The organism is Streptomyces roseochromogenus subsp. oscitans DS 12.976 (assembly GCF_000497445.1).
GTDB classification, from domain to species: domain Bacteria; phylum Actinomycetota; class Actinomycetes; order Streptomycetales; family Streptomycetaceae; genus Streptomyces; species Streptomyces oscitans.
Genome location: NZ_CM002285.1, coordinates 3,250,477 through 3,272,403, shown reverse-complemented (window position 1 = coordinate 3,272,403; position 21,927 = coordinate 3,250,477). Strand labels below are relative to the sequence as shown.

Below are 21,927 nucleotides of genomic sequence, written 5' to 3'. Positions count from 1 at the left end.
TCACCGGCGACGGCCCCCTCGTCCCGTCGTCCGCCGACCCCTTCACCGGCCTGCCCGGTCTGGGCGGTCCCGGCGCTCCGGGTGCCGGTCCCGGCGGCAGTCCCACCGGTCTCGGCCCCGGCGGCGGGCTCAGTGACGACACCGCGATCCTCACCCCGCAGAAGCCCGCACCCGAACCGGGCACGCCCGGCTTCCGCCCCGACAACGTCTCCGGACACACCGTCACCAGCGGTATCCCGGTCGTCCCCGGCGCCGGCGCCTCCCCGTTCGGCAGCGGCTCCTCCGACGGCCCGGGCACGCAGACCCCGTCCGGGCCGAAGCCGTCCGCCGCGCCCAAGGCGCAGGCCAAGCCGAAGAAGAAGGGCCGCAGCAAGCTGGTGCTGCTGGGCGCCGGCGTGGTCGTCGTCGCGGGCGGTGCCTACGGCGCCGGACTGCTGATGAACCACACCGACGTGCCCAAGGGCACCACGGTCCTCGGCGTGGACATCGGCGGCGGCACCCGTGACGACGCCGTCAAGAAACTCGACGACGCCTTCGGCAGCCGGGTGAACACGCCGCTGAAGCTCTCCGTCGGCGGCCGGACGGTCACCCTCACCCCGGAGAACGCCGGCCTGCAGTTCGACTTCCAGGCCACCGTGAGCAAGGCCGCGACCAGCGACTACAACCCGGTCCACGTCATCGGCTCCCTCTTCGGGCAGAAGCGCGTGATCGAGCCCGACATGCCGGTGGACGAGGAGAAGCTCCAGGCGGCCCTGCAGCAGGCGGGCGGCGGTACCGGCTCCGGCTCGGTCGTCGAGGGCGGCATCGACTTCAAGCCCGGCCAGGCCGTCGCCGTCTACGGCAAGGCGGGCAAGGCGATCGACGCGGGCCAGTCCACCGACGCGGTCGAACAGGCCTACCGCCAGCTGGTGGAGACGGGCGCGGTGACCCCGGTCACCGTCCCGACGGCCACCAGGCAGCCGACGGTGTCGAACGCGGCGGTCGACGAGGAGATGAAGAAGTTCGCGGAGCCGGCGATGTCGGGCAAGGTGACGGTGTCGGCGGGCGCGGGGCACGTGGTGGTGATGAGCCCCGAGAAATCGCTCTGGAAGTTCCTCAAGGTGGTGCCCACCGCGGACGGCAAGCTGGTCGACAAGCCTGACCTGAACGCCCTGAAGCAGCTCTACGGCGGGACCTTCGACGGCGTACTGATCACCCGAGGCAACGGCAAGAAGACGCCGGTCACCCCGCAGGAGGTCTACCTCGCCCTCCGCCAGGCCCTGATCAGCAAGACCAACCGGGTCGCGGTCATCTCCACGAACCCGAGTTAGCCGGGCCGTAGAAGAGAAAAAAAGGGGGGGCGTCCGCCGGTCGGCGGGCGCCCCTTCGCCCTGCCTGTCACCCGATCCGCATGACATCTGTCATCCGGCACTATGGACCCCCGACACTGCCCGGCACCCCGCTCTCGCCGCGACCATGGTCAGCATGACAACGACTGCGGCACCGGCCACCACCACCCCGGTGGTCGGCTTCGACCAGGTGACCAAGACCTACGGCAGCGTGCGGGCCGTCGACGGGATCTCGCTCCGGCTGTATCCCGGCGAGACCGTCGCCCTCCTCGGCCCGAACGGGGCCGGCAAGTCCACCACCCTCGACCTGCTCCTCGGCCTCAAGCACCCCGACAACGGCACGGTGAGCCTCTTCGGCGGCACCCCGCGCGAGGCGATCGTCGCCGGGCGGGTCGGCGCCATGCTGCAGAGCGGCGGCCTGATGGACGAGGTCACCGTCGCCGAGCTGGTGAAGCTGGCCTGCTCGCTGCACCCGAAGCCGTACAAGCCCGCCGACGTCATGGCCCGCGCGGGCATCGCGCAGATCGCCGACCGCAAGGTCAACAAGCTCTCCGGCGGCCAGGCCCAGCGCGTCCGCTTCGCCCTCGCCACCGCCGGCGACAGCGACCTGATCATCCTGGACGAGCCGACCACCGGCATGGACGTCTCCGCCCGCCAGTCCTTCTGGGCCACCATGCGCGAGCAGGCCGACCAGGGCCGTACGGTCCTGTTCGCCACCCACTACCTCGAAGAGGCCGACGCCATCGCCGACCGGGTCCTGGTGCTGCACCGGGGCCGGCTCCTCGCCGACGGCACCGCCGCCGAGATCAAGGCCAAGGCGGGTGCCCGCAGGGTCTCCTTCGACCTGGAGGGCGCCATCGACGAGGCCGCCCTGCGCGGCCTGCCGTTCCTGACCTCCATAGACGTCTCGGGCCAGACCGTCCGCATCCAGTCGTCCGACGCCGACGCCACCGTCCACGCCCTGTACGGCCTCGGCGTCTACCCCCGCAACCTCGAAGTCGCCGGTCTCGGTCTGGAGCAGGCCTTCGTCGCCATCACGGAGGCCGAGGAGGCCAAGCAGTCATGAACGCCCTGATCAAGCTCGAACTGGCCCGTGTCCTGCGCAACAAGAAGTTCCTGTTCTTCTCGGTGCTCTACCCCTCGTTCATCTACCTGATCTTCTCCAGCAGCTCCGGCTCGGACCAGAAGGTCGACGGCACCGGCCTGACCGTCGCCACCTACCTGATGGTCTCCATGGCCTCCTTCGGCGCCCTGACCGCCGTCCTCATGGGCAACAGCGAGCGCATCGCCAAGGAGCGCGAGAACGGCTGGGTACGGCAGCTGCGGCTGACCCCGCTGCCCGGGCGCGGCTATGTCCTCGCCAAGACCGCCAGTGCCGCCGTGGTGAGCCTGCCGTCGATCATCGTGGTGTTCCTCGTCGCCGCGGTGATCAAGCACGTCCACCTGGACGCCTGGCAGTGGCTCGCCCTCACCGGGGTCATCTGGGCCGGCAGCCTCGTCTTCGCCGCGCTCGGCGTCGCCATCGGTTATGTCGCCTCCGGTGACGCGGTCCGCCCGATCACGATGATCGTCTACTTCGGTCTGTCGATCCTCGGCGGCCTGTGGATGCCGTCCACCACCTTCCCGAAGATCCTGCAGGACATCGCGAAGTGGCTGCCCACACACGCGTACGCTGCTCTGGGACGGGCGATCGAACAGAGCCAGGCCCCGAGCGCCACGGACGTCGCCATCCTCGCCGTCTACTTCGTGCTGTTCGCGGGCGGCGCGGCCTGGCTGTACCGGAAGGACACGCTGAAGGCGTGAGCGCGATGACGGAAGACCCGCAGGCCTGTGAGACACGGCCGGAGCTGCAGGTGCGGATCGGCCAGGGCCCGGCCAACCGGCGCGAGGTCATGGTCAAGATGCTGTGGATCGGCGTCTGGCTGATCTTCCTCAGCTCGCCGATCCAGGACCTGGCCTCGGGCCGTCACACCCTGGGCGCCACCGTGGCCGGCGCGCTCGGCCTCACCGCCTTCGTCGTGGCCTATCTGACCCTGGTCTTCCGGAACATGGGCCGCCCCTTCACGCCGCGGATCGTCATCTCGCTGCTGTCGGTCCTCGGCGTCCTCGCCCCCGTACTGGCCTACAGCCTCGGCGGCGCCTGGATCGGGCTGTTCGTCTATCTCTCGGTGGCCTGCGGGGCGACCCTGCCGGTCCGGGCCGCGTGCTGGGCGATCCCGGCGACGGCCGTGGTGATGTTCCTCGTCGGACTGCACGTCGGCCTGTCGAGGTGGGACGACTCACTGCTGCTCGTCGTGCTCATCGGGTTCGCGATGGTCGGCGTCGGCCAACTCGTCCGTACGACCGTCGAGTTGCGCAGGGCCCGGGCCACCGTGGCCCATCTCGCGGCCAACGAGGAGCGGCTGCGGCTCGCCCGTGACCTGCACGACCTGCTGGGGCACTCGCTCTCGCTGATCACGCTGAAGAGCGAGCTGGCCGGCCGGATGCTGCCCGACCACCCCGACAAGGCGGCCCAGCAGATCGCCGACATCGAGCAGGTCAGCCGGCAGGCCCTGGTCGACGTCCGGGAGGCCGTCACCGGCTACCGCCGCCCGCGCCTGAACGCCGAACTCGCCGGCACCCAGGTCGCCCTGACCGCCGCCGGTGTCACCGCCGAGGTGCCCGCCGAGCCCGACCTCACCGGCGTCCCCGAGGAGGCCGAGTCCGCGCTCGCCTGGGCGCTGCGCGAAGCCGTCACCAACGTGGTCCGGCACAGCGGCGCCGACAAGTGCCTCGTCCAGCTCACGCACCGGCAGACCCTGGACGGCCCGATGCTCGAACTCTCCGTCGAGGACAACGGATCCGGCGGCAGCGGCAACGGCCCCGGCAACGGCCTGACCGGCCTCACGGAGCGGCTGGAGAAGGCCGGCGGCACCCTGGAGGCGGGCCGGATCAAGCACGGGTTCCGGCTGGTCGCCCGCGTCCCGGCGCCCCTGTCCGGGGACGTAGGATCCGGGGCATGACGAGCACGATCAAGGTCCTTCTCGCCGAGGACCAGTCGATGGTCCGCGAGGCCCTGGCCGCGCTGCTCGGCCTGGAGGACGACATCGAGGTCGTCGCCCAGGTCGCGCGCGGGGACCAGGTACTGGCGGCCGTCGACGCGCACGGCGTGGACGTGGCGCTGCTCGACATCGAGATGCCCGGCTGCACCGGCATCGAGGCGGCTGGCCAGGTCCACCGGGAGTTTCCGCAGGTCAAACTGGTCGTCCTGACCACCTTCGGCCGCCCCGGCTATCTGCGCAGCGCGATGGAGGCCGGCGCCGACGCCTTCCTCGTCAAGGACGCCCCGGCCGCCCAGCTCGCCGAGGCGATCCGCAAGGTGCTGTCCGGTGAGCGGGTCATCGACCCCACGCTCGCCGCCGCCGCGCTCGCCGAGGGCGCGAATCCCCTCACGGAGCGTGAACGCGAGGTGCTCCGCGCGGCGGCCGACGGCTCCACCAACGCCGAGCTGGCCAAGGCCCTCCACCTCTCCCAGGGCACGGTCCGCAACTACCTCTCCACAGCGATCCAGAAGCTCGCGGTACGGAACCGGGCGGAGGCGGTGCGGATCGCGCGGGAGAAGGGGTGGCTCTGAGCGGGCGAGGGGCTTTGCCGAGGGGTAGTTGCCGAGGGGTAAGGGATGGCTCTGAGAGGTCGCGCGGCTTGCTGGGAGGTCAGTTGAGCATGGCCCGCGCGGTACGGGCCTGTTCCCGTACCTTCCGTGCGGCCGATTCGTCGACAACCTCGATCAAGTCCGCATAGGCGTCCAGTTCCTCCGCACCCGACATGAACTCGCCCCGCTGCACGAGCAGTTGCCCGCGCTCGTACCGGAGCCGGGCCGGATGTGCGGGGATCAGCAGCGCCAGCTCCACGGCCCGCAGGGCGACATCCGAGCGCTCGGGGCGGGCGGCGGCCCACGCGCGGATGTTGTTCAGGATCCGCTGGACGACCTCCAGCGGCGCCGCGGGCTCCAGCATCGAGGCGTCCAGCGGCGCCCCCGTGGCCCCCACCACGAACATCTCCGTATCGGTCCCGGTCAGCACCCGCCCCCCGGCGAACGGATCGGCCAGCACCTGTTCCCCGGCCGCGCCGAACCCCACCACGAAGTGCCCCGGCAGCGCGACCCCGTACACCGGCGCGCCCGCCCGTCGTGCGACCTCCAGCCACACCACCGACAGCAGGATCGGCAGCCCGCGCCGCCGCCGCAGCACCTCGTGCAGCAGGGAGGACTCCAGCCGCTGATAGTCACCGGGTGTGCCGTGGAAGTCGTAGCGCGCCCCGAGCAGCCGTCGTACGGCCTCCGCCCACGCGGGCGGCCCGCCCGGCCGGTACGGCAGCTCGCCCGCGAGCCGGTCCAGCTCCAGCTGCGCGGCATCGATCCCGGCCTCGTCCAGCGAGCCGTCCGCCACGGCGCCGATCAGCAGGCACAGCGCCGACAGATCCGGCCGCTCCGACCGGGCCTCCTCGGCGAACCTCCGGCACAGCTCGGCCGACCGCTTCGGCGGGGGCGGATACGGCGGCGGCAGATACGGGTGACGCATGCGAGGCTCATGCCCTTCCACGACGGTTCTACGACCCGGCCGCGCCCGAATCGTCCGGCTCCCGGTAGTGGTGGTAGCTGTGGTGCGGGGCGAAGCCCAGGCGGGCGTACAGGCCGCGGGCGCCCTCGTTGTCCGTCTCGACCTGCAGCCAGGCCGCCGACGCACCCTCGTCCAGCGCCCGGCGGGCCAGCGCGGCCAGCACCTCCGTGGCGAGGCCCTGCCGGCGCAGCCCGGGATCCACCTCGACGGCCGCGAACCCGGCCCACCGGCCGTCCACGACACACCGCCCGATCGCCGCCGGAGGCTCACCCTCCGCCCCCGGCACGGTCGCGAACCACACCGACGGGCCGCCGCCGAGCACTCGCAGGGCCACCTCGCTCACTCCCTTGCGCTGGTACCGGGCGAGCCACGCCTCGTCCGCCCGCCGGGACAGCACCACACCCGCGCCCTCGGCCCGGTCCGCGACCGGCGCCAGGGCACCGGTCCACACCTCGGCGGTCACCTCCCGCACCCAGCCGCGCCGCTCCAGCTCCGCGCACAGCAGCTCCTGTGTGCCCTCGGCTCCGGTGGCCGTCTGGACGTAGGCGGGCAGGCCACGCTCGCCGTACCAGCGTCGTACGGCCGCAAGGGCCGCGTCGAGGGGGAGCCCGGGGTCGCCGAGCGGAAGCACACTGTTGGCCCGCCGGGTGAAGCCGCCGGCAGCCCGCAATTCCCATTCCCCCAGCTGCTCGGTCTCCAGCGGTCGCCAGCCCCGCGAGGCGACCCGCGCGAGTTCGTCGTACGAGGCGGCAGGCCCCCGGCGGCGAACGGGAGCGGCCGGTACGACCTTGCCCGCGACCAGGGCAGACTCGGCGATACGGACACTTCGCCCGTCTCGTCGTGTGATCATGAGCACGGCATCATCCCATGATGTGAGAACACCCACCGTGTCGGTGAACTTCTCCTGCCCTGTTCCAGGTTCGCTCAAGCACCGCACGGAGACTCGTTTTCCCACGTCAGCCGGGGTGATCCGGACTTCCAGTCGTCCTGCCGCCGATATTTCCACTGGTCAGTTCACCCCTCCTGTACGGATCATGCCCCGGAACGGAGATACTAGGGGCGGGCATCGACGACGCCGCGCTCCCGCGCGCCAGGCGGCGGAGCCTGAGGAGGCCCGCCAGCGCCCTATCGAGGAGGAACGACAGCGTGACCTACGTCATCGCGCAGCCTTGTGTCGACGTCAAGGACAAGGCGTGCATCGAGGAGTGCCCGGTCGACTGCATTTACGAGGGCTCCCGGTCCTTGTACATCCACCCGGACGAATGCGTCGACTGTGGTGCCTGTGAGCCGGTCTGCCCGGTCGAGGCGATCTTCTACGAGGACGACGTCCCGGAGGAGTGGAAGGACTACTACAAGGCCAACGTCGAGTTCTTCGACGAACTCGGCTCTCCCGGCGGTGCCAGCAAGCTGGGGCTGATCGAGCGCGACCACCCCTTCGTCGCCGCGCTCCCGCCGCAGGGCGAGTGACCGTCTAAGCGCCAAGCGGCCGCCCGCGAACGCGCCGCCTCGGTCCCGTACGGCCCGATCACCCCGATCACCGCCGCACGGGACCGAGGCGTTTGCCGCACCGTACGAAAGTGAGCCTGATTCCCGTGTCCGCAGTCTCCGACCGGCTCCCCACCTTCCCCTGGGACAAGCTGGAGCCGTACAAGAAGACGGCCGCCGCGCACCCCGACGGGATCGTCGACCTGTCCGTGGGCACCCCGGTCGACCCCGTGCCCGAGCTGGTCCAGAAGGCCCTGATCGACGCGGCCGACTCCCCGGGCTACCCGACCGTCTGGGGCACCCCGGCGCTGCGCGACGCGATCACCGGCTGGCTGGAGCGCCGCCTGGGCGCCCGGGAGATCACCCACCGCCATGTCCTGCCGGTCGTCGGCTCCAAGGAACTGGTGGCCTGGCTGCCGACCCAGCTGGGCCTCGGCCCCGGCGACAAGGTCGCCTACCCGCGCCTCGCCTACCCCACGTACGAGGTCGGCGCCCGCCTGGCCCGCGCCGACTACGAGGTCTACGACGACCCGCGCGACCTCGACCCGGCCGGCCTGAAGCTCCTCTGGCTGAACTCCCCGTCCAACCCCACCGGCAAGGTGCTGTCGAAGCGGGAGCTGACGGACATCGTCGCCTGGGCCCGCGCCCACGGCGTCCTGCTCTTCTCCGACGAGTGCTATCTGGAACTGGGCTGGGAGGCCGACCCGGTCTCGGTCCTGCACCCGGACGTCAACGGCGGCTCCTACGACGGCATCGTCGCCGTCCACTCCCTCTCCAAGCGCTCCAACCTGGCGGGCTACCGCGCGGCCTTCATCGCCGGTGACCCGGCCGTCCTCGGCCCGCTGCTGGAGATCCGCAAGCACGGCGGCATGATGACCTCGGCGCCCACGCAGGCGGCCGTCGTGGCGGCCCTGGGCGACGACGAGCACGTCCGCGTCCAGCGCGAGCGCTACGCCGCCCGCCGCGAGGCCCTGCGGGCGGCCCTGCTCGGCCACGGCTTCCGCATCGAGCACAGCGAGGCGAGCCTCTACCTCTGGGCCACCCGCGACGAGTCCTGCTGGACCACGGTCGCCCACCTCGCCGGCCTCGGCATCCTCGTCGCCCCGGGCGACTTCTACGGCGAGGCGGGCGAACAGTTCGTACGCGTGGCCCTGACGGCGACGGACGAACGCGTCCAGGCAGCGGTATCCCGCCTGTAACGGCCATGGCTGCGGCCACGGCTGCCGACGGAGGAACAAACGGCAACGGGGCCCAGGGAACTCCCTGGACCCCGTCGGCGGTCAGAGCCGGCCGCTCAGCCGAGCTGCGACAGCGTCCCGCCCGGCAGTGACGGCAGCTGGGGCGCACCGGTCTTCGCGGCGTCCCCGATGACGCTGCCCGCCGTCCCGGCCGCCTGCCCCGCGGCGTTCTCCGCCACCGGCGTCGTCTTCTTCAGGGTGTTGCCGCCGGCCTTGGTCACGCCCGGCAGGGTCTGCCCGACCGCCTTACCGCCGGTGGCGGTCGCGACCGAGCCGGCGTTCTGCGCGGCCTCGCCGACGGTGCTGCCGACGTTCGCCGTGTCCGGGGCGGTCAGGCCAGCCGTGTTCGGGGTCGCCACCGGCAGGTTCGTGGCCGCACCGGCGGAGCCGGCCGCACCGACCCCGGCTGCCGTTCCCGCTGCGACGAGCAGCGCGGCACGGGCGATCCGGCGGGTCAGAGGGAGGGACATGATGCTCCATTCGACGGGAGAGAACGGTGTCTGTGTCCGGTCCCGGCTCCGGGCTCGGACGCCGTGACTACCGCTCGAAGCCCGCGAAGGTTGCGGACGCCCCAGGTAAAGAATGGATAACGCATCGCATTATCAGGTGGGGATAAAAACGGGCAAAGAGCGTCTCCCGGAAATCCCGCAGAATCCTTACGGCCCTTGTTTTCCAAGGGATTCGGGAGACAGCGCGTATCCCGCCCGGACCGTGCGCCCAGCCGGCGCCACATCACCCGGGGGAGTGGGATCCCGTACTACTGTCCGGTCACGATCCGGACGGCCCCCGCGGAACTCTCCGCATCGGCGGCCCCGCCCGACGCAGTCGGCTTCCACTGGCCGCCGCCGCTCCCGGCCGCCCACTCCCGGCCCGCGTACGACACCCGCTGGATGTGCAGCGCCGAGGAGTTGGCCACGGCCCACTGCGCCAGCTGCCAGCCGCGCTCCCGTTCGCCGCGCCCGATCGCATCGACCTTCGTGCCCTGCGGCACCGGCACGGTCACGGTCCGCCCCTGCGCGGTCGCGGTCACGCTCGGCGAGGGGGACGGCGACGGCACGGGCGTACCGCCCACCTCCGCACCGGTCTCCTGCAGCGCGTCCCGCCCGAAGTCCCGTACCAGTGCGGCCCGTACCGCGTCCGGACCCGTCGCCGAGTCCGTGGGGTCCTGGCGCCCGTCGCAGGTCAGCGTGGCCGCCGCGCGGCCGGTCAGCGCCGCCGCCAGCAGCGTGGCGTCCGGCTCGTGTTTGGCGTACGCCTCCGGGTAGCCGCTGCGCTGGACCTCCTGGGCCGCCTCGGTCAGCGGCAGATCGGCGTAGTCGGGCACCTTGGCGAGGTGCGCGTAGAAGATGCCGGCCGCGTACGCCGGGTCCATGATCTGCTGCTCGGTGCCCCAGCCCTGCGAGGGCCGCTGCTGGAACAGGCCCAGCGAATCCCGGTCACCGTGCTCGATGTTGCGCAGGCCCGACTCCTGCAGGGCGGTCGCCAGCGCGATCGTCACCGCCCGCTCGGGCATCCCGCGCCCGGTGCCCACGGCCGCGATCGTCGCCGCGTTCCCCGCCTGCTCCGGCGTGAACTCGTACGACGTTCCGTCGCCCGAGGACGCGACCACCTTGCAGCCGCGCGCTCCGCCGCCTCCAGTGACGTACTGCACCACGAGGTATGCGGCGACACCGCACAGGACCAACAGGGCCGCACTGAAACGAAAGAGGCGGCCGCGACGCTTGGGACGGGTGGGGGGCTCTGACACGCGTCCAAGGTACTGGAGGGCCGCCGGGCCCTCACGAGGGGTCACGGGGACAGCGCTTACCCACGGCTCCGGCAGAGGGCGCGCTAGGGTCGACGCCATGGCCGACACCTCGCTTGACCTCACGCTCGATGCCGCCGCGCTCACCGCGCAGCTCGTGGACTTCCCCTCCGAGAGCGGCACCGAGAAGCCGCTCGCGGACGCGATCGAGACCGCCCTGCGCGCCCTGCCGCACCTGACGGTCGACCGCTACGGCAACAACGTGATCGCCCGCACGAACCTGGGCCGCGCCGAGCGCGTGATCCTGGCCGGCCACATCGACACGGTCCCGATCGCGGACAACGTGCCCTCGCGCCTGGACGAGGACGGCGTGCTGTGGGGCTGCGGCACCTGCGACATGAAGGCGGGCGTCGCGGTGCAGCTGCGCGTCGCGGCCACCGTCCCCGCCCCCAACCGCGACCTGACCTTCGTCTTCTACGACAACGAGGAGGTCGCCGCCGAGCTCAACGGCCTCAAGCATGTCGCCGAGGCCCATCCCGAGTGGCTGCGCGGCGATTTCGCGGTCCTGCTGGAGCCCTCCGACGGCGAGGTCGAGGGCGGCTGCCAGGGCACGCTGCGGGTGCTGCTGAAGACGAAGGGCGAGCGGGCCCACTCGGCGCGCGGCTGGATGGGCTCCAACGCCATCCACGCGGCGGCCCCCATCCTGGCCCGCCTGGCGTCCTACGAGCCGCGCTGGCCGCTGATCGACGGCCTGGAGTACCGCGAGGGCCTGAACGCGGTGCGCATCGGCGGGGGAGTGGCCGGCAACGTCATCCCCGACGAGTGCGTGGTGACGGTCAACTTCCGCTACGCCCCCGATCGCACCGAGGAGGAGGCGATCGCGCATGTCCGCGAGGTGTTCGCGGACTGCGGGGTGACGGAGTTCGTGGTCGACGACCACAGCCCCGGTGCGCTGCCCGGTCTCTCGCACCCGGCCGCGGTGGCCTTCATCGAGGCGGTGGGCGGCACTCCGAAGCCCAAGTACGGCTGGACGGACGTCTCCCGCTTCTCCGCGCTCGGCGTACCCGCGGTCAACTACGGCCCCGGCAACCCGCACCTGGCCCACAAGCGCGACGAGCGGGTGGAGACGGCGAAGATCCTGGCGGGCGAGGAGCGGCTGCGAGACTGGCTGACGGCGTAAGGATCCCGCATGGCGCACGCATGGGGGACATGCGCATGTCCCCCCTCCGTAACCCGCGTGGATCTACGCTGAGGTGGAACCACCCGCAATCGGAGGGAGCGCACATGGCTACCGGTAACCCCGAGGGGAAGAAGGTGCCGCCGGACGAGCAGCGGCTCGGACCGGTCCTGCGACGGCGGGGACAGGTGACGGCGAGTACGACCGACCAGCGGCTGCTGGACGCGGGCGGCCCCACGGACTGGGTCCACACCGACCCCTGGCGCGTGCTCCGTATCCAGTCGGAGTTCATCGAGGGATTCGGCACGCTCGCCGAACTCCCGCCTGCCATCAGCGTGTTCGGCTCGGCACGGACGCCGGTGGACTCACCGGAGTACGACGCGGGCGTGCGGCTCGGCCGCGGGCTGGTCGAGGCGGGCTGGGCGGTGATCACCGGCGGCGGGCCCGGGGCGATGGAGGCGGCCAACAAGGGCGCGTGCGAGGCGGGCGGCATCTCGGTCGGCCTCGGCATCGAACTGCCCTTCGAGCAGGGCCTGAACCCCTACGTCGACATCGGCCTCAACTTCCGCTACTTCTTCGTCCGCAAGATGATGTTCGTGAAGTACGCGCAGGGGTTCGTGGTCCTGCCCGGCGGCCTCGGCACGCTCGACGAGTTCTTCGAGGCGCTGACCCTGGTCCAGACCCAGAAGGTCACCCGCTTCCCGATCGTCCTCTTCGGCAGCGAGTACTGGGGCGGCTTGGTGGACTGGCTCAAGAACACGCTGGTCGCCCAGGGCAAGGCCGCCGAAAAGGACCTCCTCCTCTTCCACGTGACAGACGACGTCGACGAGGCGGTGGCCCTGGTCTCCAAGGAGGCGGCCCGCTAGGTGCCTGGCCGAGGTGAAGTGTCACCTAGGTGTACACTAGATTCATGTCTGCTACGTATCCCATCGCCGAGGCGAGGGGCAGGCTCGGCGAGCTCGCCCGCCGGGCTGCCCAGCACGAGCACATCACCCTGACCGACCGGGGTATCCCGACCGCTGTTCTCGTCTCTCCGGCGGAACTCGAGGACCTTGAGGATGCTCTGGCGCTGGCCCGCCTTGAGCGTGACCGCGCTCTCGGGCGTACCGAGACCCCCGTACCCCATGGCGAGGCGCGGCGGATACTCCTCGAAGCCGCGGGGAGGAGCGCGGAGTGACCTGGGAGGTCCAGTGGGAGCCGATGGCGCTCGACGAAGCCACCGGTTTCCTCAAGGACGACCCCCACGGAGTGGACACTCTCCTGCAGGCGACCGACCGACTCGCCGAGGACCCCAGGCCCGAAGGCTCCCGGGCCTGGGGTACCCGCCACCGTCGTCTCCACCGCGGCCCTTGGCGCATCCTGTATCGCGTTGACTCGGAGGCCCGGACCCTTCATATCGAACACATCGGGCGCACTCTCGACTGACCAGGAGCGGGGGCCGGCGAAGGCGGGAAACGCCTATGCCAGCCCCCGACGCCCGACCGCCGGCGGACAGTGGCCGGCGATCGACGCCACCATGTCCAGGACCTGCTTCGTCTCGGTGACCTCGTGCACGCGGTACACCCGCGCCCCGAGCCACGCCGACACCGCGGTCGCCGCCAACGTACCGATCAAACGTTCCTTCACCGGCCGGTCCAAGGTCTCGCCCACGAAGTCCTTGTTGGACAGCGACACCAGCACCGGCCACCCCGTGGCGACCATCTCGCCCAGCCGCCGCGTCGCCTCCAGACTGTGCCGCGTGCTCTTCCCGAAGTCGTGCCCGGGATCGATCAGCACCGAGTGCCGCGGCACCCCGAGCGACACCGCCCGCTCGGCCAGCCCCAGGGTCACATCGAGAATGTCGGCCATGACGTCGTCGTACGTCACCCGGTGCGGACGCGTCCGCGGCCGCGCACCCCCCGCGTGCGTGCACACCAGCCCCGCCCCGTACCGCGCCGCGACCTCCGCGAGTCCCGGGTCGACGCCGCCCCACGCGTCGTTCAGCAGATCCGCCCCCGCCTCGCACACCGCCGCGCCGACCTCGGCCCGCCAGGTGTCCACGCTGATGATCACGTCCGGGAAGCGCTGCCGTACCTCCGCCACGAAGCCGACCGTCCGCCGCGCCTCCTCCTCGGCCGTGACCTCGTCGCCCGGCCCTGCCTTCACCCCGCCGATGTCGATGATCGCGGCGCCCTCGGCCACCGCCTGCTCCACCCGCGCAAGGGCCGGCTGGTCGAGGAACGTGGCGCCCTGGTCGTAGAAGGAGTCCGGAGTCCGGTTCACGATCGCCATGATCACCGGCTCCTGGGGTCCGAATTCCCGTCCGCGCAGCCTGAGCATCCGCTGTGACCCCTCCCTGCACATCCCGCGATACGGGCGCCTGAGACCGTTAGTGTCAGACCGGCATGGCACGATCGGACCCTGAAAGAGTCAAGAGATTCAGCGGATGCATTTCGACGTCCGGTAGTGCGTCCGGCAGAGAGCGTGGGGACCCCTGGCGATGGTGATGTTCTTGTTCCTGGTCGTCGCGCTGGCCGTCGTGGTCGCCGCGGTGACCCTCGCCGTGGTGGGCGGCGGCGGCAGCGCCCCGCTGCCCGAGGTGGCGCCGGAGCGGCTGCAGGACCCGCTGCCCCCGGACCGCCCGGTGAACCGGGAGGACGTGGAGAGCCTGCGCTTCCCGGTCGCCCCGCGCGGCTACCGCATGGCGGACGTCGACGACGCCCTCGGCCGGCTCGGCGCCGAACTGGCCGAGCGGGACGCCCGGATCGCGGACCTGGAGTCGGCGCTGGCCGGAGCCAGAGCCGCGGCGGCACACGTCCACATGGCGAAGCCCGATCACCCCGATCACCCCGAGGGCCGGCGATGAGCGAGGGAGCCCCCGTCGCCGGGCCCGACGGCGCCCTGCGCTGCCCCTGGGCCCTGTCGGCCGAGGACTATGTGTCCTACCACGACGAGGAGTGGGGCCGCCCGGTCCACGGCGACGACGCCCTCTTCGAGCGCATCAGCCTGGAGGCCTTCCAGTCCGGCCTGTCCTGGATCACGATCCTGCGTCGCCGCCCGGGTTTCCGGTCGGCCTTCGCCGGCTTCCGCATCGAGAAGATCGCCGCGTTCACCGACGAGGACCGCGAGCGCCTGCTGGCGGACCCGGGCATCATCCGCAACCGCGCCAAGATCGACGCCACGCTCGCCAACGCGCGCGTGCTCGCCGACTGGGCCGAGGGCGAGCTGGACGAGCTGATCTGGTCCCACGCACCCGACCCCGCCGCCCGTCCGGTCCCGAAGACCCTCGCCGACATCCCGGCCGTGACCCCGCAGTCCACGGCCCTGTCCAAGACCCTGAAGAAACGGGGCCTCAGATTCGTCGGCCCGACGACCGCGTACGCGCTGATGCAGGCGTGCGGCCTGGTCAACGACCACCTGGAGGCGTGCGTGGCGAGAACCGCCGGTTCCTGACCGCCATGGCTCCTGGGGTGATCGCGTTCACCGCACCCTCCGTGGGTGTTCACGGATGAAGACCCCAGTCGGTGCACAGCATGCTCGCGTCCCTCGGCTGCGACGAGCCGGCGGCGGCGATGAACCCCCGCTGGATCCACCGGAGTTGGCGGACCCGGACCGCGCGTGCGCGGCGCCCGGGGACGCCGCGACGAGGTGCGCGTCTGCGCGAGGAGGGCGGGGTCGTGAGCGGTCGAGGCCGACGCGGACGTACGGCCCCGGGGCCTGGGCCGGGCCCCGGCCACGGGGCTGTCGGCTACCGGCCGGTGCGCGCGGAGACCCTGCGCATCGCGCCCACCGGCCGATAACCGGCCCACGGCCTCAGCGCCCCAGGTACTTCGGCCTCTCCTTGTTCACGAACGCCTGCACCGCGATCGCGTGGTCCTCGGACTGGCCGGCCCGGGCCTGCAGCTCGTCCTCCTTCTCCAGGGTCTCGGCGAGGGAGTGCGTGAGCCCGTAGGCCACCGCCTCCTTGATCGCCGCGTACGCCACCGTCGGCCCCGCGGCCAGGGCTCGCGCCGTCTTCTCGGCCTCGGCGCGCAGCTCGGCGGCGGGTACGACCCGGTTGGCGATGCCCAGCTCCAGTGCGTCCTGGGCGCTGATGCTGCGCGGGAAGAGCAGCAGGTCGGCCGCGCGGCTCGGGCCGATCACCCGGGGCAGCGTCCAGGAGATGCCGGAGTCGGCGGTCAGCGCCACGCCCGCGAAGGAGGTGTTGAAGGCGGCCGTGTCGGCGACCAGCCGGTAGTCCGCGGCGAGCGCGAAGCCGAAGCCGGCCCCGGCCGCGACGCCGTTCACCGCCGCGAGCACCGGCTTCGGCGCTCCGGCCAGCGCCCTCACGATCGGGTTGTAGTGCTCCTTGACCGTGGACATGGTCTGCCCGGACCCGGTCTCACGGTCCGCCGCGAGGAGCCCGATGTGCTCCTTGAGGTCCTGGCCCACGCAGAACGCCCGGTCCCCGGCCGCGGTCAGCAGGATCGCCCGTACGGCGGTGTCCCCGGCCGCGGATTCCGCCGCCTCGCGGAGGGCGGCCTTGGTCGCGATGTTCAGCGCGTTCATCGCTTCGGGGCGGTTCAGCGTGATCGTCGCGAGTCCGTCGCTCACCTCGTAGAGCACGGTGTCGGCCATGGCGCATCCCCTCCGGGGTCGGGATGACGTACCGCTCAGTACGTCCCTGTACGAAGGACAGCATGGCGGAGATCGCCGCCCCAGGGCCGGACCCGACGTGTGACCTGCGTCAAAGAAAAACGGAGCGGTGCCGGCCGGCGGATGTCCGTGCGGTGGCGCAGTATCGCAGCCACATCCCCGAATTGGGTGGTTTTGCTCGCGCGCGTTGCCCAAGCGATGCCGACTGATGTTGGTCATCGGGTCCTGCGATGCGGGATAATGGCTGGGAAGCAATGTGTTCGATGCCGGTGTCGCGTGTCCGTTCCGGAACCGCGGATGCCCTCCGAGGGCTCTCGGCAGACGATGAGCTGGTTTCAGGAAGGGGAACGAGCATGGCGGCCATGAAGCCGCGGACGGGTGATGGCCCGCTCGAGGTGACCAAGGAGGGGCGGGGCATCGTCATGCGCGTTCCGCTCGAAGGCGGCGGTCGACTCGTCGTCGAGCTGACCCCTGACGAGGCCAAGGCGCTCGGCGAGGCCCTCGACAAGGTCACCGTCTGAGGCGTCAGCGATCTTGTCCTTGCGTCAGCCCCGGCATCGTACGCGGTGCCGGGGCTGACGTGTCCTCAGCCCCTCGCGGCAGTCCGGTCAGCGCTTGACGGCGCACAGCAGGCCGTCGCCCACCGGCAGCAGTGACGGGACCAGCTCCTGGCTCTCGCGCACCGCGCGCAGCAGTTCCCGCAGCCGCAGCACCTCCGTGGGCTGCGGCCCCGAGCCGACGGTACGGCCGTTCGCGAAGACGCCCTCGAAGACCACCAGGCCGCCCGGCCGCAGCAGGCGCAACGATTCAGCGAGATAGTCCAGGTACTCCATCCGGTCCCCGTCGCAGAAGACGAGGTCGTAGCCGGCGTCCGCGAGTCGGGGCAGGACGTCCAGGGCGCGGCCCGGGATGAAGCGGGCCCGGTTGCTGGCGAAACCGCAGGCGCGGAAGGCCTGCCGGGCGAACTGCTGGTGCTCCGGCTCCGGGTCGACCGTGGTGAGCACCCCGTCCGGGCGCATGCCGTGCAGCAGTTGAATTCCGGACACCCCGCAGCCGGTGCCGATCTCCGCGACCGCCTTCGCGTCCACGGAGGCGGCGAGCAGTCGCAGCGCGGCGCCCGTGCCGGGCGACACCGAGCGCAGCCCTGCCTCGCGAGCCCGGTCACGGGCCCAGCGCAGCGCTTCGTCCTCGGCGACAAAGGCGTCGGCGAAGGACCAGCTCGTCTGCCGGTTGCCGGTAATGACCCTCTCCTGTCCCCGTGAATGCCTGGGCGTGACTGTATCCGTTGCCGTCGGGAACCCGCAGATGGGACCGGACGTTTAAAGGGATGAGACGGTGCCCGGATGCGCGACGGGGGGTAAGAGGTGGATCAGGACGCCGAGCAACTGCTGACGCAGCCGCATGAGCCGTATCAGCGTGTATCAAATTCTCGTAAAACCGCTTATCCGGAGCTAACGGGCGAGGTGGCTATGGTAGGGGCTCCACTGGACACCACCAGAGCCGACAGGGGAGGTGCGGCTGCGCCCGGGGATCGGGGCGGAGTGCTGCGGCGCTTCCTCGGGTCGGCGGGCAGGCCGAAATCCGTGACCGACACCGCTGCTGACCACCACGCCGGTCTCGCCGCAGGCGAGGCCCAGACCGCGACCTTCTCCACCGACGCGGACGGGCAGGCGTGGACTCCGCCCACGTGGGAGGAGATCGTCAGCACCCACAGTGCCCGGGTCTACCGCCTCGCCTACCGCCTGACCGGAAACCAGCACGACGCCGAGGACCTCACCCAGGAGGTCTTCGTCCGGGTCTTCCGTTCCCTGTCGACGTACTCGCCGGGCACCTTCGAGGGCTGGCTGCACCGCATCACCACGAACCTCTTCCTGGACATGGTCCGGCGCAAGCAGCGCATCCGCTTCGACGCCCTCGGTGAGGACGCGGCCGAGCGCCTGGCCAGCCGCGAGCCCACCCCGCAGCAGCTCTTCAACGACGCGCACTTCGACGCCGACGTCCAGCAGGCCCTGGACACCCTCGCGCCCGAGTTCCGCGCCGCCGTCGTCCTGTGCGACATCGAGGGCCTGTCGTACGAGGAGATCGCCGCGACCCTCGGCGTGAAGCTCGGCACGGTCCGCTCCCGTATCCACCGTGGCCGCTCCCAGCTCCGCAAGGCCCTCGCGCACCGGTCCCCGGAGGCGCGCGCGGCCGAGCGGCGCTCCTTCCTGACCCGTGTCCCCGCTCTGGGGGGAGGGGGCGCGACCGCGTGAGTGGATCACGGCCGAAACCTGCGGAGGCGCACCTCGCAGAGCAGCACCTGGGAGACCGACTCTCGGCCCTGGTGGACGGAGAGCTCGGTCATGAGTCGCGTGAGCGGGTCCTCGCGCACCTGGCCACCTGTGCCCGGTGCAAGGCGGAGGCGGACGCCCAGCGCCGACTGAAGAACGTGTTCGCGGAGACGGCCCCACCGCCGCCCTCGGCAAGTCTGCTGGCCCGTCTCCAGGGTCTGCCCGGAGGAGGCGACCCGGACGGCGGGGGTATGGCACCGCCCGGGGGCGGACCCTTCGGACACAGCTCCGACGACGAGACGGCAACGGCCGCCGGTGCCTCCGGCGTCCTCGGTGTCTTCGGCGTCTTCGGAGTGAGGCGCGGCGACCGCTTCGCGTTCGGATACGTCCCTGCCGGCCCGCACGGCCAGGCCGACCCGGAGCGCCCCGCACCCGCCGCAGAGGAGCGCGGCTTCCGCATCCATCCCGTCGGGCGGCCGGACGACGGCCGCTCCGCCTCGCGCGGGCTGCGGTTCGCCGTGGCCGCCGCCGGAGCCGTGTCCCTGGCCGCGGTCGCCCTCGGCAGCATGACGACCGCCATCCCCGGTGACACCACCGCGGACGCCCGCGGCGGCAGCGGCACCGGCAGCAATGCCATCCCGGCGCGCTCGGCCGGCACGGGCGCGGGCACCGCCGCCACACCCGACAGCCAGCGTCGTCGCGCCCTGGGGCCGCTTCTCGTCCAGGGCGGCACCCAGTTCGGACAGACACCGGCCGTCCCGACGTCGATGTCCGCACCGCTGGTACCGGGACTGCCGTCCCCCGGCACGAATCAGAATCAGGCTCAGCGCAATGCCATGCGTGGCCTCACCGCACCGGTCATGGCCGGCGCGGCCGCCGTCTCCCCGCTGATACGCCCGCTCGACGACACCGTGGTCTACCCCCTCAACGCCTGGTCCACGGTCCCTGGAGTGACCTCCACAGTCCCCGGAGTGACCGGCTCCGGCCTGCTGACCGCCCATGTCCCCGGCCCCACCACCCCCACTCCCTCGCCGTCTGCCTCCGCACCCCACCAGACGCCCTGACCGGCCACTTCGCCACGGCCCGCGAACCTGGTTGAATCCTGTGAGGGCCGTTCCCTCGGCGGTGACCCGGGGGGAGTAGTCGACGTTCCGTGGCCGCCGCAGAACCGCGCGACCGCGGCCAGCTGTGGGGAGAGCATGAGCGAGGGCAACCGTGTCCCACCGGGGGAAGGGCCGGAGGGACCGGAGGGAGCGGCGGGGATAACACCGACACCGGCCGACCGGACCGACGCTGCGGAGCGGGTGAGCGCCGGGCGGGACGGAATGCCGGGCGGTATCGAGCCGACGGAGGCCGAGCCGACGGATTCCGGGACGGCGGACTCCGAGGGGACGGATTCCGGCCTGGTGGATTCCGGGACCGCGGACTTCGAGCCGACGGGTTCGGAGCCGACGGATTTCGAGCGGACTGGCTCCGGACGGGAGGGACCCGCGCCGATGGATTCCGCACCGATGGATTCCGATCCGGCGGACTTCGAGTTGGCGCGTCCGGTACCCGCGGCTGAGCCCGTACGGACGCCCGAGGCGGAGACGGCTGGGCCGGAGCGCGCTGAGGCGGAGAGCGACGGGGACTTCGAGCTGGCCAAGCCGGTGTCGGAGCTCACGGGTGAGGCCGAGGCAACCGAGAGCGCAGCGCCCAACGCGTCGTCCGAGCCCGGAGAAACCGCCTGGGCGGCTCCCACCGAGCGGCCGAAGCCCTTGCATGACCCCGATCCCTACGGCACTCCGCCGTACGGCGAGCCGGGCCCCTGGGCCCCCGCACCGCCCGTACAGCACCCGGCGGCCACCCCGGCCCAGGGCACGCCCGCCCCGACGGCTCCGTCGGCGCCGGGGCCTGTGGCCTCGGCACCCGGGGTTCCCGCTCCCGCACCGGGAGCTCCCGCGCCGGTACCCGGGCCGCACACCCTCACCCCCGGCGCACCCGCGCCCGGCACCCCCATGGCAGCCCCCGGTACGCCCGGTACGCCCGGCACCCCGATGGCAGCCCCCGGGGTCCCCACCTCTGGCGGTCCCGCCCCCAGCGGTCCCGTCCCCGGTGCTCCGGTAGTCGGCGGAGCAGCGCTCGGCGGTCCCGTCGCCGGTCCTCCCGTCCCAGGCACTCCCGCCCCCCTGGGCGCGCCGTCGTCGCACGAGGCGGCAGGGGATTCGGCGCGGCGTTATGACCCCTGGGCCGCGGGTTCGCCCGTGGAGCAGGTCGGGGCGTTGCAGCAGAGCGGGGGTGGGCGGCCGGCGGATGTGCGGGGTGGTCGGTGGGCGCAGCGGTCCGTGGTGGTGTGGAGTCTTGTGATCGCCCTCGTTTCCGCGGGTATCGGCGGGGTCGTCGGGGCCTATGTCGAGCGGGAGCGGCTGGGCGGCGATGTCCGGCTGCCGCAGGCCGGGCGTGTGCCTGCCGGGCGGGCGCCGGACAGTGTGGCCGGGATAGCCGCCCGGGCGCTGCCCAGTGTCGTCACCCTGCATGTCACCGGGACCGATCAGGAGGACACCGGCACGGGCTTCGTGCTCGACGCCCAGGGGCGCATCCTCACGAACAACCACGTCGTCGCGCCCGCCGGATCGGACGGCGCGATAACGGTGACCTTCAGCAGCGGTGACACCGTCAAGGCCACAGTGGTGGGTCACGACAGTGGTTACGACCTCGCGGTCGTCCAGGTCAACGGCGTGCACGGGCTCACCCCGCTGCCTCTCGGCAACTCCGACGACGTCCGGGTCGGTGACCCCGTCGTCGCCATCGGCGCCCCCTTCGACCTCGCCAACACCGTCACCTCCGGCATCATCAGCGCCAAGGAGCGGCCCATCACGTCCGGCGGGGACAAGGGCGACGGGAGCGACGTCAGCTATGTCGACGCGTTGCAGACCGACGCGCCCATCAACCCCGGCAACTCCGGCGGTCCGCTGCTCGACTCCCGGGCCCAGGTGATCGGCATCAACTCCGCCATCCGGTCCGCCGACAGCGGTTCCGACTCGGACAGCAGCCAGGCCGGTTCCATCGGTCTCGGCTTCGCCATCCCTGTGAACCAGGCCAAGCGCGTCGCCGAGGAACTGATCAACGACGGTCACGCGACCCACCCCGTGATCGGTGTCACCCTCGACATGTCGTACACCGGTGACGGCGCCCGTATCGACAGCAAGAGCGCGAACGGCGGGCCCGCCGTGGCCCGGGGCGGCCCCGCTGAGCAGGCCGGACTCAAGGCGGGCGATGTCATCACCGAGGTCGACGGGCAGCCCGTGCACACGGCCGAGGAACTGATCGTCAAGATCCGCGCCCACCGGCCCGGCGACTCACTGCGGCTGGCCGTCCGGCGCGGCGGCACCGACCAGCAGGTCACGCTCCGGCTGGGCGCGGCGGAGCAGAACTGACACAAGTCTCACCTCGGGACGGTACCGGTCGGACAGGAACGCCGGGTACCGTTGAGC

At 71.9% G+C, this 21,927-nt stretch carries 23 protein-coding genes and 1 pseudogene; 17 read left to right on the top strand and 7 right to left on the bottom strand.

Annotated elements, in window-relative coordinates; translation table 11 throughout:
* The 5 genes and pseudogenes from M878_RS63825 to M878_RS63805 form a co-directional block, all read left to right on the top strand.
* Nucleotides 1-1,310: pseudogene (locus tag M878_RS63825) on the top strand (hypothetical protein); the annotation flags it as partial.
* A gap of 154 nt (nucleotides 1,311-1,464) precedes the next feature.
* Nucleotides 1,465-2,394: an ABC transporter ATP-binding protein gene (locus tag M878_RS63820; RefSeq protein ID WP_031224922.1), complete on the top strand. Its 930-nt coding sequence runs from the start codon at nucleotides 1,465-1,467 to the stop codon at nucleotides 2,392-2,394.
* On the top strand, nucleotides 2,391-3,131 hold the full coding sequence (locus M878_RS63815) for an ABC transporter permease (RefSeq protein WP_023546978.1): 741 nt from the start codon (nucleotides 2,391-2,393) through the stop codon (nucleotides 3,129-3,131). The genes M878_RS63820 and M878_RS63815 overlap by 4 nt, the downstream gene beginning before the upstream one ends.
* A 5-nt stretch (nucleotides 3,132-3,136) precedes the next feature.
* Entirely contained in the window at nucleotides 3,137-4,330 is a 1,194-nt protein-coding gene (locus M878_RS63810; protein WP_037730620.1) for a sensor histidine kinase, read from the top strand.
* Complete coding sequence (locus M878_RS63805; RefSeq protein ID WP_023546976.1) at nucleotides 4,327-4,941, top strand: response regulator transcription factor; 615 nt, start codon at nucleotides 4,327-4,329, stop codon at nucleotides 4,939-4,941. The genes M878_RS63810 and M878_RS63805 overlap by 4 nt, the downstream gene beginning before the upstream one ends.
* Before the next feature lie 79 nt (nucleotides 4,942-5,020).
* On the opposite strand, the gene M878_RS63800 is transcribed toward M878_RS63805, so the two are convergent.
* Nucleotides 5,021-5,887, bottom strand: a complete 867-nt coding sequence (locus M878_RS63800) for a transglutaminase family protein (protein WP_023546975.1) — start codon at nucleotides 5,885-5,887, stop codon at nucleotides 5,021-5,023.
* A gap of 28 nt (nucleotides 5,888-5,915) precedes the next feature.
* Complete coding sequence (locus tag M878_RS63795) at nucleotides 5,916-6,932, bottom strand: GNAT family N-acetyltransferase (RefSeq protein WP_031224921.1); 1,017 nt, start codon at nucleotides 6,930-6,932, stop codon at nucleotides 5,916-5,918.
* 140 nt (nucleotides 6,933-7,072) lie between these two features.
* On the opposite strand from M878_RS63795, the gene fdxA reads away from it, so the two are divergent.
* Both fdxA and M878_RS63785 read left to right on the top strand, forming a co-directional pair.
* Nucleotides 7,073-7,393 carry a ferredoxin gene (gene fdxA, locus M878_RS63790; RefSeq protein ID WP_023546973.1) on the top strand — a complete coding sequence of 107 codons (321 nt, stop codon included), beginning with the start codon at nucleotides 7,073-7,075 and terminating at the stop codon, nucleotides 7,391-7,393.
* A 125-nt stretch (nucleotides 7,394-7,518) separates the two neighbouring features.
* Nucleotides 7,519-8,610: a bifunctional succinyldiaminopimelate transaminase/glutamate-prephenate aminotransferase gene (locus tag M878_RS63785; RefSeq protein ID WP_023546972.1), complete on the top strand. Its 1,092-nt coding sequence runs from the start codon at nucleotides 7,519-7,521 to the stop codon at nucleotides 8,608-8,610.
* Between the two features lie 95 nt (nucleotides 8,611-8,705).
* Here M878_RS63785 and M878_RS63780 read toward each other — a convergent pair whose 3' ends face one another.
* A complete protein-coding gene (locus tag M878_RS63780) occupies nucleotides 8,706-9,119 on the bottom strand; it encodes a hypothetical protein (protein WP_023546971.1) in 414 nt (137 codons plus the stop codon).
* Nucleotides 9,120-9,406: 287 nt separating this feature from the next.
* Nucleotides 9,407-10,396, bottom strand: a complete 990-nt coding sequence (locus M878_RS63775; protein WP_209445523.1) for a VldE C-terminal domain-containing protein — start codon at nucleotides 10,394-10,396, stop codon at nucleotides 9,407-9,409.
* Between the two features lie 97 nt (nucleotides 10,397-10,493).
* Here M878_RS63775 and dapE point away from each other — a divergent pair, with 97 nt between their 5' ends.
* From dapE to M878_RS63755, 4 genes are all read left to right on the top strand, one after another.
* Nucleotides 10,494-11,573 (top strand): succinyl-diaminopimelate desuccinylase, encoded by a 1,080-nt coding sequence (gene dapE / locus M878_RS63770; protein WP_023546969.1) that lies wholly within the window; start codon nucleotides 10,494-10,496, stop codon nucleotides 11,571-11,573.
* Between the two features lie 104 nt (nucleotides 11,574-11,677).
* Nucleotides 11,678-12,436, top strand: a complete 759-nt coding sequence (locus tag M878_RS63765) for an LOG family protein (RefSeq protein ID WP_023546968.1) — start codon at nucleotides 11,678-11,680, stop codon at nucleotides 12,434-12,436.
* Between the two features lie 44 nt (nucleotides 12,437-12,480).
* On the top strand, nucleotides 12,481-12,747 hold the full coding sequence (locus tag M878_RS63760; RefSeq protein ID WP_031224919.1) for a type II toxin-antitoxin system Phd/YefM family antitoxin: 267 nt from the start codon (nucleotides 12,481-12,483) through the stop codon (nucleotides 12,745-12,747).
* Nucleotides 12,744-12,995, top strand: coding sequence for a type II toxin-antitoxin system RelE family toxin (locus M878_RS63755; RefSeq protein ID WP_023546966.1), 252 nt, complete (start codon nucleotides 12,744-12,746; stop codon nucleotides 12,993-12,995). The genes M878_RS63760 and M878_RS63755 overlap by 4 nt, the downstream gene beginning before the upstream one ends.
* Before the next feature lie 33 nt (nucleotides 12,996-13,028).
* Here the strand turns inward: M878_RS63755 and folP are convergent, their stop codons facing one another.
* Nucleotides 13,029-13,889, bottom strand: a complete 861-nt coding sequence (gene folP, locus M878_RS63750; protein ID WP_023546965.1) for a dihydropteroate synthase — start codon at nucleotides 13,887-13,889, stop codon at nucleotides 13,029-13,031.
* Between the two features lie 160 nt (nucleotides 13,890-14,049).
* Here folP and M878_RS63745 point away from each other — a divergent pair, with 160 nt between their 5' ends.
* Together M878_RS63745 and M878_RS63740 are read left to right on the top strand one after the other, a co-directional pair.
* The gene (locus tag M878_RS63745; RefSeq protein ID WP_023546964.1) at nucleotides 14,050-14,415 is read left to right on the top strand and encodes a DivIVA domain-containing protein; all 366 of its coding nucleotides are present in this window, start codon (nucleotides 14,050-14,052) and stop codon (nucleotides 14,413-14,415) included.
* Nucleotides 14,412-15,002: a DNA-3-methyladenine glycosylase I gene (locus M878_RS63740; RefSeq protein ID WP_023546963.1), complete on the top strand. Its 591-nt coding sequence runs from the start codon at nucleotides 14,412-14,414 to the stop codon at nucleotides 15,000-15,002. The genes M878_RS63745 and M878_RS63740 overlap by 4 nt, the downstream gene beginning before the upstream one ends.
* Nucleotides 15,003-15,362: 360 nt before the next feature.
* Here the strand turns inward: M878_RS63740 and chcB are convergent, their stop codons facing one another.
* Nucleotides 15,363-16,166, bottom strand: a complete 804-nt coding sequence (gene chcB / locus M878_RS63735; RefSeq protein WP_023546962.1) for a 2-cyclohexenylcarbonyl CoA isomerase — start codon at nucleotides 16,164-16,166, stop codon at nucleotides 15,363-15,365.
* A gap of 371 nt (nucleotides 16,167-16,537) precedes the next feature.
* Between chcB and M878_RS94225 the strand changes: the two genes are divergently transcribed.
* Nucleotides 16,538-16,705: a DUF3117 domain-containing protein gene (locus M878_RS94225; RefSeq protein ID WP_006603288.1), complete on the top strand. Its 168-nt coding sequence runs from the start codon at nucleotides 16,538-16,540 to the stop codon at nucleotides 16,703-16,705.
* 87 nt (nucleotides 16,706-16,792) lie between these two features.
* On the opposite strand, the gene M878_RS63730 is transcribed toward M878_RS94225, so the two are convergent.
* Nucleotides 16,793-17,491: an O-methyltransferase gene (locus M878_RS63730; protein WP_078630281.1), complete on the bottom strand. Its 699-nt coding sequence runs from the start codon at nucleotides 17,489-17,491 to the stop codon at nucleotides 16,793-16,795.
* Between the two features lie 234 nt (nucleotides 17,492-17,725).
* Here M878_RS63730 and sigE point away from each other — a divergent pair, with 234 nt between their 5' ends.
* The 3 genes from sigE to M878_RS94220 all read left to right on the top strand — a co-directional run bounded on the left by sigE (nucleotide 17,726) and on the right by M878_RS94220 (nucleotide 21,870).
* Nucleotides 17,726-18,436 (top strand): RNA polymerase sigma factor SigE, encoded by a 711-nt coding sequence (sigE, locus tag M878_RS63725; RefSeq protein ID WP_023546960.1) that lies wholly within the window; start codon nucleotides 17,726-17,728, stop codon nucleotides 18,434-18,436.
* Complete coding sequence (locus tag M878_RS63720) at nucleotides 18,433-19,518, top strand: anti-sigma factor family protein (RefSeq protein WP_078630280.1); 1,086 nt, start codon at nucleotides 18,433-18,435, stop codon at nucleotides 19,516-19,518. Before sigE ends, M878_RS63720 begins: the two co-directional genes overlap by 4 nt.
* A 432-nt stretch (nucleotides 19,519-19,950) precedes the next feature.
* A complete protein-coding gene (locus M878_RS94220; protein ID WP_245238095.1) occupies nucleotides 19,951-21,870 on the top strand; it encodes a S1C family serine protease in 1,920 nt (639 codons plus the stop codon).
* The last annotated feature ends 57 nt before the right edge of the window (nucleotides 21,871-21,927 follow it).